An 11,701-nucleotide genomic window follows, 5' to 3' on the forward strand; every position below is an offset into this window, starting at 1 on the left:
CTCGCCGCCCGGATGGATCGCCGGGTGTCACTTTCGAACGGGCAGGTCGTCGAGCTCGAATAGTTTCGAGTGAAGCGGGTCATCGGTTGTGTGAAGAAAGCGCGCTAAGGGCAGGAATCTGAAGCCTTTTTCGTTCCGCTTTAATCGGAGCGGAAAGACTCTGGCCCTCAAGAAAAACTCTGGCCGTCAAGAAAGACTCTGGCCCTCAAGAAAGGCTTGGGTTCCTCAAAAAGACTTTGGCCTCAGAAAGAGTTGGGGCCCTTAGTAAGCCGGGTGGCGCCGTCTGCCGGATTGGCTCGGACGACGGTCGATCGGCGCCCCGGCATAATAGGGGTTGTTGATGCACATGGCCGCCAGGCCCGACGCCGAGGCGCGGCACTGCTCCAGCGACGTGTAGCCGCGGTCGGTATCCTCACCGCCCCATCGGTAGTTGGTTTTGCAGACCGGCGAGGTCGAATCGTACTTCTGGGCGTTGGCTGGTGCGCTGGCGACGATGCCGAGGGCCGCGACTGCCAGAATCAAGCTGCGCATCAGGATCTCCTGTCGATCAGGTGCCGGCGCGTTCGTGCCGGGCGCGCGTGAATAGGCACCCTTGCGTGAATGTGCATCAATTCACATTCCCGTAGCCGTTACCCGAAGCTTGGGCTGTCAGTGGATGAACAGATCGAAGAAGCTGTCACCGCGCTCCCGCGCGCGCGTATGCAGATACGAGCGCGGGTCGTTGTCGCCGGCATAATAGGGATTGGCGACGCAGGTCTGCCCGATGCCCGACGCGGTGGCCAGGCACGCCTCATAGGATGGATACGAGCAGGCGCTCAGACCGGGATAGCGGTCGCCCTGAATGCAGAACGGGTAGCGCACGCCGACGGCATGGGTGGGCGCGGTACCCAGCGTTGCGAATGCGACCACCGACGCGGCAGCAGCAAGAATCATCGTCCGCATGTGCATTCCTTTTGCTGCGTAGATTCGATTTCGACGACGATCCAAATCGGACAAGCCGGTTCCGGTCAACACGATCCTGCGCGCAGCTGCGCACGCAGATTGAATTGTGAAAATTGTGCGGCAACTATGTGGCAAAAGTTCCAAGAAGTGCTTGTAATACAGTATTAACTTAAAATTTGAGGGAAGTCGTTTGGGCCTGCCTGTTGCAGCGAAGTTACAGCAATTCCGTCGAGGGCTGCTATGACGGTGTCTCGCGGCCTTGGGGGCCTGTAGAAAAAGTTGGAACGGGAAAATGAAAAAGATTTTGCTTGTCACCGCCAGCATGATCGCGCTCAGCGCGACGGCTGCCTCCGCGGCTGACCTCGCGGCTCGCCCTTACACGAAGGCTCCGCCGCCGATCGTCGCCACTGTTTATGACTGGACCGGGTTCTACATCGGTATCAACGGTGGTTGGGCCCAGAGCCACGACAACCGTTCGGTCGATGGCCTCGGCAGCGTCGGCGGCTACGACGCCAACGGCGGCACCGTCGGTGGCCAGGTCGGCTACCGCTGGCAGACCGGTGGTTGGGTGTTCGGTCTCGAAGCTCAGGGCAACTGGGCTGACCTGACCGGCAGCACCAACAACCTGGTCGTCGCGGGCGGCGTCGTCCGTTCGAAGACGGATGCGTTCGGCCTGTTCACCGGCCAGATCGGCTACGCCTGGAACAACGTCCTGCTGTACGCCAAGGGCGGTGCTGCGGTCACCGATCGCAACTACCAGTTCCTGGCTCCCGGCGGCGCGCTGGCGTCCCAGACCGGCTACGACACCCGTTGGAGCCCGACGGTCGGCGTTGGCCTCGAATTCGCCTTCGCTCAGGGCTGGTCGCTCGGCGTCGAATACAACCACATCTTCGAAGACACCCACGGCGCGACCTTCGTGACCCCGGCCGGTGTTGGCGTGACCGGCTTTCACACCGGTGGCGACACCGACATGGTCCTCGGCCGTCTGAACTACAAGTTCGGTGGCCCGGTCATCGCGCGTTACTGATCGCTCGCTTCATTCAAGCAGCGTCGAAAACCCCGGGCCTCGGCCCGGGGTTTTTTGTTGGCTTGACGGATCGAACCATCGGCCGCAATGGCGGCGCGGCGTTTCATGGTTCGTCGGTGAGGCCGGGACACTCCGTCGCACGATCCTGGACCTCGCCCCGGGCCGTTTTCCTCAGCTCACGCCGAGTACCGCCATCGTACGGGTAGGGCTCAATGCACGGCATCCTCCGGTCGCCGCCCATGGACGTCCTGGTTGGGACAGCACGCGTCCGCCGCGGCATTAACCGGGAAGGCAGCCTCACGCGACCAGCAGGTAGACTAAGCTGGCGGTCACTATCGCCACCCAAACTAGCGATAACCGGAAATAGGGCAGATCGCGCTTCATGGGCGCGAATGCTAGGCCGCACGCCTGACGCCGACCTTACGCTGCCAGCTCCCGCCACGGTTAACCACGGGAATTCTTTCGGGGGCAGTTTTCAAACTGACCCACTACCCTCGCTTGACTCCAGGAACAAAAAAGGAACAATGTTCTGCATACGTTCCAGTTCAGGGAAAGCGGCCATGTTGAAGATTTTCGTGCAGGAAGCTGCAGCGCTGGCATCGATCACGCTGTTCGTCGGGATGATCGCGGTTTGGGCCCAGCTGATCACCCAATTCTGAAAATGCGCCCGCAGCGCCAGAGGCATAGCCTGGCCCTGGGGATAAGCGGGAGGACCGGCCGCCACGCCGCGTTGGGCGTGGACTTGGCGGGGGCGAGGCTCCACGATGGCGATGCGAGTCGAGCCTGATGCTTTCGGGGTCCGGCTTTGGTACTCGCGCCATCCCTGACTCAAAGAGATCCCCCGAGCAGCCATGCCGAACGCCGGATTCGTTCATCTTCACGTTCATTCCGCCTATTCGCTGCTGAAGGGCTCGATCAAGATCGCCAAGCTCGGCGAACTCGCGAAGGCCGACCGTCAGCCGGCGCTGGCGCTCACCGACACCGACAACATGTTCGGGGCGCTGGAATTCTCCGACAAGATGGCCGGCTACGGCATCCAGCCGATCGTCGGCTGCGAGCTGGCGGTGGACTTCGGCGACGTCGACCCCAACACGCGCAGCATCCTGGCGACGACGGGACCGGCGCGCATCGTGCTGCTGGCGGCGCGCGAACGCGGCTATCAGAACCTGATGCGGCTGAACTCGCGGGCGTTTCTGGAGACCCCGGTCAACCAGACCCCGCACATCAAGATCGACTGGCTGACCGACCACGCCGAAGACCTGATCGCGCTGACCGGCGGGCCGGACGGGCCGATCGCGCTGGCGCTGCGTGCCGAGCAGGCGGCGCTGGCGACCACCCGCTGCGAACGCCTGGCCGGCCTGTTCGGCGATCGCCTCTACATCGAATTGCAGCGCCATGGCATCGACAAGGAGCGCCGCACCGAGGGCGGCCTGATTGATTTCGCCTATGCGAAGGGCCTGCCGCTGGTTGCGACCAACGAGCCGTATTTCGCCAGCAGTGACGACTATGAATCGCACGATGCGCTGCTGTGCATCGCCGGCGGTCACCTGATCGCCGAGACCAACCGCGAGCAGCTGACCCCGGATCACCGCTTCAAGACCCGCGCCGAGATGGCGGTACTGTTCGCGGATATTCCGGAGGCGCTGGCCTCGACGGTGGAGATCGCCGAGCGCTGCTCGTTCCGGCCGAAGACCCGCAAGCCGATCCTGCCGTTCTTCACGGTCGGTGGTGCGGCGAGCGCTGACGCCGCTGCCGACGAAGCCGCCGAGCTGAAGCGCCAGGCGGAGGAGGGGCTCGCCAATCGCCTGCGGGTGCATGGTCTGTCGCCGGGGATGACCGAGGAGGACTACAGCAAGCGGCTGGCGTTCGAGCTCGACGTCATCACGCGTATGAAATATGCGGGCTACTTCCTGATCGTCTCGGACTTCATCAAATGGGCGAAGGCGCAGGGGATTCCGGTCGGACCGGGCCGCGGCTCGGGCGCGGGCTCGCTGGTCGCGTGGGTGCTCACCATCACCGACCTCGATCCGATGCGGTTTGCGCTGCTGTTCGAGCGCTTCCTCAATCCCGAACGCGTCTCGATGCCGGACTTCGACATCGACTTCTGCCAGGACCGCCGCGGCGAGGTGATCCAGTATGTGCAGGAACGCTACGGCCGCGACCAGGTGGCGCAGATCATCACCTTCGGTACGCTGCAGGCGCGCGGCGTGCTGCGCGACGTCGGGCGCGTGCTGCAGATGCCGTACGGGCAGGTCGACAAGCTGACCAAGCTGGTGCCGCAGAATCCCGCTGCACCCGTGACGCTGGCGCAGGCGATCGAAGGCGAGCCGAAGCTGCAGGCATTCCGCGACGAGGATCCGGTGGTGGCGCGCGCATTCGACATCGCGCAGCGCCTCGAAGGCCTGACGCGCCACGCCTCGACCCACGCCGCCGGCATCGTGATCGGCGACCGGCCGCTGAGCGAGCTGGTCCCGATGTACCGCGATCCGAAATCGGACATGCCGGTCACCCAGTTCAACATGAAATGGGTCGAGCCGGCGGGCCTCGTGAAGTTCGACTTCCTCGGCCTGAAGACGTTGACGGTGCTCGACGTCGCGGTGAAGCTGCTCAAGCAGCGCGACGTCCATGTCGATCTCGCGACGCTGCCGATCGACGACGCGCCGAGCTACCAGATGCTGGCGCGGGGCGATGTCGTCGGCGTGTTCCAGGTGGAAAGCCAGGGCATGCGGCGCGCGCTGATCGACATGCGGCCGGACCGCTTCGAGGACATCATCGCGCTGGTGGCGCTGTATCGCCCTGGCCCGATGGCGAACATCCCGACCTATTGCGCGCGCAAGCACGGCGACGAGGAATCGGAATATCTGCATCCGATCCTGGAGCCGATCCTGAAGGAGACCTTCGGCGTCATCATCTATCAGGAACAGGTGATGCAGATCGCGCAGCAGATGGCCGGCTACTCGCTCGGCCAGGCCGACCTGCTGCGCCGCGCGATGGGCAAGAAGATCCGCGCCGAGATGGACAAGCAGCGCGACGTCTTCGTCGCCGGCGCGATGAAGAACGGCGTGGGCAAGGGCCAGGCCGAGACGATCTTCGAGCTGCTCGCCAAGTTCGCCGACTACGGCTTCAACAAGAGCCACGCGGCGGCCTATGCGCTGGTGTCGTACCACACCGCCTACATGAAGGCGCATTACCCGGTCGAGTTCCTCGCAGCGTCGATGACGCTCGAACTCAACAACACCGACAAGCTGTCCGAATTCCGTTCCGAGGCGCAGCGGCTCGGCATCAAGGTCGAAGCGCCCAACATCAATCGCTCGGGCCCGACCTTCGAGGTCAGCGGCAACACGATCTATTACGCGCTCGCCGCGTTGAAGGGCGTCGGCATCCAGGCCGTCGAGCAGATCATCGAGGAGCGCAACAAGAAGGGCGCCTTCACCTCGCTCGCCGATTTCGCAGCAAGGGTGAGCCCGCGTGCGGTCAACAAGCGGATCATCGAGAGCCTTGCGGCGGCCGGCGCCTTCGACACCCTGGACCCGAACCGTGCCCGCGTCTTCGCCGGCACCGATTCAATCCTCGCCGCGTGCCAGCGCAGCCACGAGGCGGCAACTTCGGGCCAGAACGATATGTTCGGCAGCGCGCCGGACGCGCCCAGCATCATGCTGCCGCAGGTCGAGCCGTGGCTGCCGGCGGACCGGCTGCGTCGCGAATATGACGCGATCGGCTTCTTCCTGTCGGGCCATCCGCTCGACGATTACGCGACTGCGCTGAAGCGACTGCGCGTGCAGTCCTGGGCGGAATTCTCGCGCGCGGTGAAGACCGGCGCCACCGCGGGCAAGGTTGCGGCCACCGTGGTGTCGCGCATGGAGCGGCGCACCAAGACCGGCAACAAGATGGGCATCATGGGCCTGTCGGACCCGACCGGCCATTTCGAGGCGGTGCTGTTCTCCGAAGGCCTCGCGCAGTATCGCGACGTGCTGGAGCCCGGGGCTGCCGTGCTGCTGCAACTCGGTGCCGAGCTGCAGGGCGAGGACGTGCGGGCGCGGGTGCTGCACGCCGAGCCGCTGGATCACGCTGCGGCCAAGACGCAGAAGGGCCTGCGCATCTTTGTGCGCGACACCAAGCCGCTGGATTCGATCGCCCGCCGCCTCAACATGCCGGAGGCCGCGCCGGCCCCGGGCGGCGCCGCAAAGCTGCCGGCGGTGAAGCCTGCCGCTGCGCCGCCACCTGCGGCGGGAGCCGATGGCGACGTGTCGCTGGTGATCATGCTGGACCTCGAAACCGAGGTCGAGATGAAGCTGCCCGGCCGCTACAAGGTCTCGCCGCAGATCGCCGGCGCGATCAAGGCGGTCGCCGGCGTGGTCGACGTGCAGACGCTGTAGCCGACGATCCCGGCGACGCTGCGGAAAGCCAACTTCGGCTTAAGCACTATTGCAACCACACCGTGCTTCTTTCTATGGTCGCGCCTGAGGGGAATTTCGGGGGCGGAATGTTTGGACGTTATGCGGCCTTGCTGGCCGGTGTGTTGATGGTGGCGGGCTGCGTGAGCGATGGTGTCGGCACCGACTATGCGGCGACCTCGCAGAAGTTTGGCCCACCGAAGCCGGGACATTCCCGTGTCGTGGTGCTGCAGGAGAAGCGCAAGGGACTGAGCATGGCGATCTGTGCCTGCGACGTGAAGCTCGATGGTGAGCCGATCGGCAAGATCGCTATCGGAACCTATGCGTTCGCCGATCGTCCCGCCGGCCGGCATCAACTGGTTGCAAGTGAGGTCATGTTTCCCGGCGAGACCACGCACAACTTCGCAACCGAGCCGGGCCGCACCTATTTCTTTCTGGTGAAATCGAGCGAGCGGCATGATTCCGTCGCGGGAGTAACATTGGTGGGAGGTTTGGTCGGTGCCGTCGTAGCATCGGCCGCGACTGCGAACGCCGGCAATCCCGGGCCGGCCGATTTCGTTGCATTGGACGAGGCGACCGCGCGCACGACGTTGGCCGACCTGCAATTGGCGCAGTAGGGCTGCCCGGCCGGGATCGTGGCCGGGGCCATACCGGGCCAATTCGGGCCAATTCGGGCCAAAACGGGTCGGTTCCAAGTGCAAAGGGCTCATCCGGCTCCGGTAACCGGCCGTATTTCCTTGCTTCTGGCGCAAATCAGGCTATATAGCGCGCCATCTCACACGGAAACATGGCTCAAAAGGCCGTCCGGTGGCAGCCGGGCCATAAGGCTCGTCTGCTCACACGTTTCCGGAGGAACCAACCGGAGAATTATCACTATGTCGCTACCCGATTTTTCTATGCGTCAGTTGCTTGAAGCTGGCGTTCACTTTGGCCACCAGGCCCACCGCTGGAACCCGAAGATGCAGGATTACATCTTCGGCGCCCGCAACAACATTCACATCATCGACCTCGCGCAGACCGTGCCGATGCTGCATCGTGCCCTGCAGGCGGTCAGCGATACCGTCGCCAAGGGCGGCCGCATCCTGTTCGTCGGCACCAAGCGCTCGGCGCAGGACGGCGTTGCCGATGCTGCCAAGCGCTCGGCGCAGTACTTCGTCAACTCGCGCTGGCTCGGCGGCACGCTGACCAACTGGAAGACGATCTCGGCCTCGATCAAGCGCCTGCGTCATCTCGACGACGTTCTCTCGTCGGGCGAAGCCAACTCCTACACCAAGAAGGAGCGGCTGACGCTGCAGCGCGAGCGCGACAAGCTCGACCGTTCGCTCGGTGGCATCAAGGACATGGGCGGTCTTCCCGACATGATCTTCGTGATCGACACCAACAAGGAAGACATCGCGATCCAGGAAGCCCAGCGGCTCAACATCCCGGTCGCCGCGATCGTCGACACCAACTCGGACCCGAAGGGCATCACCTATGTGGTGCCGGGCAATGACGACGCCGGCCGCGCGATCTCGCTGTATTGCGACCTCGTGGCGCGCGCCGCCATCGACGGCATCTCGCGCGCCCAGGGCGATTCCGGCATCGACATCGGTGCGTCGGCTGCGCCCGTGCAGGAAGACCTTCCGGCGGCTGCGCCGTCCGGCTTCCAGGGACTGGCTGGCCCGCGCGGCACTGCCGACAACCTCAAGAAGCTCACCGGCGTGTCCGGTGCGATCGAGAAGAAGCTCAACGACCTCGGCGTTTTCCACTACTGGCAGCTCGCCGAGCTCGATCACGACACCGCGCACAAGATCGGCGAAGAAGTCGGTCTGCCGAGCCGTGCCGACGCCTGGGTCGCTCAGGCCAAGACGCTCGCCGAAGCGGAATAAAAGTTACGCGGCATGGCCGGGCCTCGCCCGGCCGCCGCTTCCATTCCACGAACAACGATTTCCCTGTCGCTGACAGCGGCGCCATCGGGCGCCGCGGTTCCTGTACAGGCAAGAAGGACATTGAACGATGGCGACGATCACAGCAGCGATGGTCAAGGAGCTCCGCGAGTCGACCGGCGCGGGCATGATGGATTGCAAGGCGGCGCTGACCGAGAACAACGGCGACATGCAGGAGGCCCAGGATTGGCTGCGCAAGAAGGGTATCACCAAGGCCGCCAAGAAGTCCGGCCGCGTCGCGGCCGAGGGCCTGATCGGCGCGCTGACCCAAGGTACCAAGGGCGTGCTGGTCGAGGTCAATTCCGAGACCGACTTCGTTGCGCGCAACGAGCAGTTCCAGGGTCTGGTCAAGATGATCGCCCAGGTCGCGCTGAAGCATGGAGCCGATGTCGAGGCCATCAAGGCGTCCAAGGTCGGTGACGCCACCATCGAGACCGCGATCTCCGACGCGATCGCGACCATCGGCGAGAACATGACGCTGCGCCGCGCTGCCTCGCTCGAGGTGAGCAAGGGCGTGGTGTCGAGCTACGTCCATAACGCCGTCATCGATGGCGCCGGCAAGATCGGTGTGATCGTGGCGCTGGAGTCTGCCGGCAAGACCGACGAACTCGCGGCCCTCGGCCGTCAGCTCGCCATGCACGTGGCGGCGGCGAAGCCGCTCGCGCTCGACCCGACCGGGCTCGATCCGGAGGCGGTCAAGCGCGAGAAGGACGTGCTGGCCGACAAGTACCGCCAGCAGGGCAAGCCGGAGAACGTCATCGAGAAGATCGTCGATTCCGGCCTGAAGACCTACTACAAGGAGGTCTGCCTCCTCGATCAGGCCTTTATCCACGACAGCGGCAAGTCGGTTGCCCAGGCGGTGAAGGAAGCTGAGGGTAAGGTCGGCGGGCCGATCAAAATCGCTGGCTTTGTGAACTATGCTCTCGGTGAGGGAATCGAGAAGCAGGAAAGCGACTTCGCCGCCGAAGTCGCGGCCGCCAGCGGCAAGAAGTAACCGCTGACATCGGGCGTCCGGCGTACCCGCCGGAAGCCTGCCTGCGCGGGATAAGAAAGCGATCGCATCATGGCTGAGCCGATCTATCGTCGCGTGGTGATCAAGCTATCCGGCGAATATCTGGCCGGCTCCCACGGCTTCGGTATCGATCAACCGACGGTCGATCGCGTCGCCGACGACCTGATCGCGGCCCGCAATCTTGGGATCGAGGTCGCCGTCGTGATCGGCGGCGGCAACATCGTCCGCGGCGTCGAGGTGTCCTCGCGCGGCGTGTCCCGGCCGACCGGCGATACCATGGGCATGCTTGCGACTATGATGAACTGCCTCGCGCTCGAGGCGGCGATCGAGCGCAAGGGGACCCCGGCGCGGACCTTGTCGGCATTCGTGATGCCGGAGATTTCCGAGCTGTTCACCCGTAGTGCGACGCACAAATATCTCGCCGAGGGACGCATCGTCCTGCTCGGTGGTGGAACCGGCAATCCGTACTTCACCACCGATACCACCGCCGTGCTGCGTGCGGCCGAGATCGGCGCGCAGGCGGTGCTGAAAGCCACCAATGTCGACGGCGTCTACAGCGCCGATCCGAAGAAGGACGCCAAAGCCAAGCGCTTCGACCGCCTGACCCATTCGCAGGCGATCGAGGGCGGCTACAAGGTCATGGACGCGACTGCTTTCGCACTTGCCCGCGAGACGTCGCTGCCTATCATCGTGTTCTCGATCGCGGAGCCCGGCTCGATCGGTGCGATTCTGCGCGGTACCGGACACGGTACGGTCGTCGCCGGCTGATTGCCGCGCCTCCGGGTCCAGACTTTGGAGCCGAGGGCGTCGATAGCCGGTTTCTAGTGAAGGGAGAAACGTCATGGCCGCAGCTGGTTTTGACATCAACGACGTGAAGCGCCGCATGCAGGGCGCCACACAATCGCTCAAGCACGAGCTCGGTGGCCTGCGCACCGGCCGCGCCGCGGCGTCCATGCTGGAGCCGGTCCAGGTCGAGGCTTACGGCTCGCATATGCCGCTCAACCAGGTCGCGACCATCAGCGTACCCGAGCCGCGCCTGCTCTCGGTGCAGGTCTGGGACAAGACGATGGTCAAGGCGGTGGAGAAGGCGATCGTCGACTCCAACCTCGGCCTGTCGCCGGCGACCGAAGGACAGGTGCTGCGGTTGCGGATCCCCGAGCTCAACGAGGAGCGCCGCAAGGAGCTCGTCAAGGTCGCGCACAAATACGCCGAAGCGGCCAAGGTCGCGGTCCGCCACGTCCGCCGCGACGGCCTCGACGTGATCAAGAAGCTCGAGAAGAATCACGAGATCTCCGAGGACGACCAGGAGCGCCTGTCGAACGAGGTGCAGAAGGCGACCGACGGCGTGATCGCCGAGGTCGATCAGCTGCTTGCCGCCAAGGAAAAGGAAATCCTGACGGTCTGAAGGCCTACGGGAACCAGCCGATGTCGAACGCCGCCGCCCCAGCAACCGACGGACCGGATCGCTCCGGCAGTCCATTGCATGTGGCTATTATCATGGACGGCAACGGGCGCTGGGCGGCTTCGCGCGGCCTGCCGCGCGTCGAAGGCCATCGCCGCGGCGTCGAGGCGCTGCGCCGCGTGGTGCGTGCGGCCCATGAACTCGGCATCCTCTATCTCACGATCTTTTCCTTCAGCTCGGAAAACTGGTCGCGGCCCGCGACCGAGATCGGCGATCTGTTCGGCCTGCTGCGTCGCTTCATCCGCAACGATCTGGCGACGCTGCATCGTGACGGGGTGCGGGTGCGGGTGATCGGCGAACGCGACGGGCTCGACCCTGACATCTGCGCGCTGCTCAGCGAGGCCGAGGAGCTGACGCGGAATAACGTCAAGCTCAACCTGGTGGTTGCCTTCAACTACGGCTCGCGGGCGGAGATCGCTGCCGCAGCCCGGCGCCTTGCGCGCGAGGTCGCCGACGGCAAGCGGGATGTCAACTCCATCGATGCCGACACGCTCGGGCAATATCTCGATGCGCCCGATATTCCCGATCCGGATCTGATCATCCGCACCAGCGGCGAGCAGCGGCTGTCGAACTTCCTGATGTGGCAGGCCGCCTACAGCGAGCTGGTGTTCGTGCCGATCCACTGGCCGGATTTCGACAAGGCGGCACTCGAAGGCGCGATTGCGGAATACGGCAAGCGCGAGCGCCGGTTCGGCGGGCTCGCCGCGAAAACCGGCTCGTGACCGAGGGCGAGGCCGCGTCGGCGGCAGCAAGCGAGCAGCCGCCGCCAGCCGGCGGGCAGGGGGCGCGCAACCTCGGGATGCGCGGGGCTGCGGCGCGGGTGCTGGCGCCGGGCGCAATCGCACTGGCCTATATCGGCTGCCTCGCCCGGGCCCCCCTGGGGACGGCGGGGTGGCCGCGCCCTTGCGCGGAGTGGGCGTCCGTCGACGCGCCCGGGCG

At 64.8% G+C, this 11,701-nt stretch carries 10 protein-coding genes and 1 pseudogene; 9 read left to right on the forward strand and 2 right to left on the reverse strand.

The window, feature by feature from the left end:
- Nucleotides 1–261: 261 nt before the first annotated feature.
- Both FNJ47_RS39440 and FNJ47_RS39445 read right to left on the reverse strand, forming a co-directional pair.
- Nucleotides 262–531 carry a DUF3551 domain-containing protein gene (locus FNJ47_RS39440; protein ID WP_163161327.1) on the reverse strand — a complete coding sequence of 90 codons (270 nt, stop codon included), beginning with the start codon at nucleotides 529–531 and terminating at the stop codon, nucleotides 262–264.
- Nucleotides 532–648: 117 nt separating this feature from the next.
- Nucleotides 649–942: a DUF3551 domain-containing protein gene (locus FNJ47_RS39445; RefSeq protein ID WP_229196628.1), complete on the reverse strand. Its 294-nt coding sequence runs from the start codon at nucleotides 940–942 to the stop codon at nucleotides 649–651.
- A 292-nt stretch (nucleotides 943–1,234) separates the two neighbouring features.
- Here FNJ47_RS39445 and FNJ47_RS39450 point away from each other — a divergent pair, with 292 nt between their 5' ends.
- From FNJ47_RS39450 to FNJ47_RS50660, 9 genes and pseudogenes are all read left to right on the forward strand, one after another.
- Nucleotides 1,235–1,969 (forward strand): outer membrane protein, encoded by a 735-nt coding sequence (locus tag FNJ47_RS39450; RefSeq protein ID WP_163161329.1) that lies wholly within the window; start codon nucleotides 1,235–1,237, stop codon nucleotides 1,967–1,969.
- An 851-nt stretch (nucleotides 1,970–2,820) separates the two neighbouring features.
- Complete coding sequence (dnaE, locus tag FNJ47_RS39455) at nucleotides 2,821–6,345, forward strand: DNA polymerase III subunit alpha (protein WP_163161331.1); 3,525 nt, start codon at nucleotides 2,821–2,823, stop codon at nucleotides 6,343–6,345.
- 107 nt (nucleotides 6,346–6,452) lie between these two features.
- Nucleotides 6,453–6,980: a DUF2846 domain-containing protein gene (locus FNJ47_RS39460; RefSeq protein WP_163161334.1), complete on the forward strand. Its 528-nt coding sequence runs from the start codon at nucleotides 6,453–6,455 to the stop codon at nucleotides 6,978–6,980.
- Nucleotides 6,981–7,238: 258 nt separating this feature from the next.
- Nucleotides 7,239–8,231, forward strand: coding sequence for a 30S ribosomal protein S2 (locus FNJ47_RS39465; protein WP_029879753.1), 993 nt, complete (start codon nucleotides 7,239–7,241; stop codon nucleotides 8,229–8,231).
- A 127-nt stretch (nucleotides 8,232–8,358) separates the two neighbouring features.
- Nucleotides 8,359–9,282, forward strand: coding sequence for a translation elongation factor Ts (tsf, locus tag FNJ47_RS39470; protein ID WP_163161336.1), 924 nt, complete (start codon nucleotides 8,359–8,361; stop codon nucleotides 9,280–9,282).
- A gap of 69 nt (nucleotides 9,283–9,351) precedes the next feature.
- A complete protein-coding gene (pyrH, locus tag FNJ47_RS39475; RefSeq protein ID WP_163161338.1) occupies nucleotides 9,352–10,068 on the forward strand; it encodes a UMP kinase in 717 nt (238 codons plus the stop codon).
- A gap of 73 nt (nucleotides 10,069–10,141) precedes the next feature.
- Nucleotides 10,142–10,705 (forward strand): ribosome recycling factor, encoded by a 564-nt coding sequence (gene frr, locus FNJ47_RS39480; protein ID WP_028334007.1) that lies wholly within the window; start codon nucleotides 10,142–10,144, stop codon nucleotides 10,703–10,705.
- Between the two features lie 20 nt (nucleotides 10,706–10,725).
- Complete coding sequence (locus tag FNJ47_RS39485; protein ID WP_163161340.1) at nucleotides 10,726–11,484, forward strand: isoprenyl transferase; 759 nt, start codon at nucleotides 10,726–10,728, stop codon at nucleotides 11,482–11,484.
- A pseudogene (locus FNJ47_RS50660) lies at nucleotides 11,481–11,701 on the forward strand (phosphatidate cytidylyltransferase); the annotation flags it as partial. The gene FNJ47_RS39485 and the pseudogene FNJ47_RS50660, both read left to right, overlap by 4 nt.

This window comes from Bradyrhizobium uaiense (genome assembly GCF_010811875.1).
GTDB classification, from domain to species: domain Bacteria; phylum Pseudomonadota; class Alphaproteobacteria; order Rhizobiales; family Xanthobacteraceae; genus Bradyrhizobium; species Bradyrhizobium uaiense.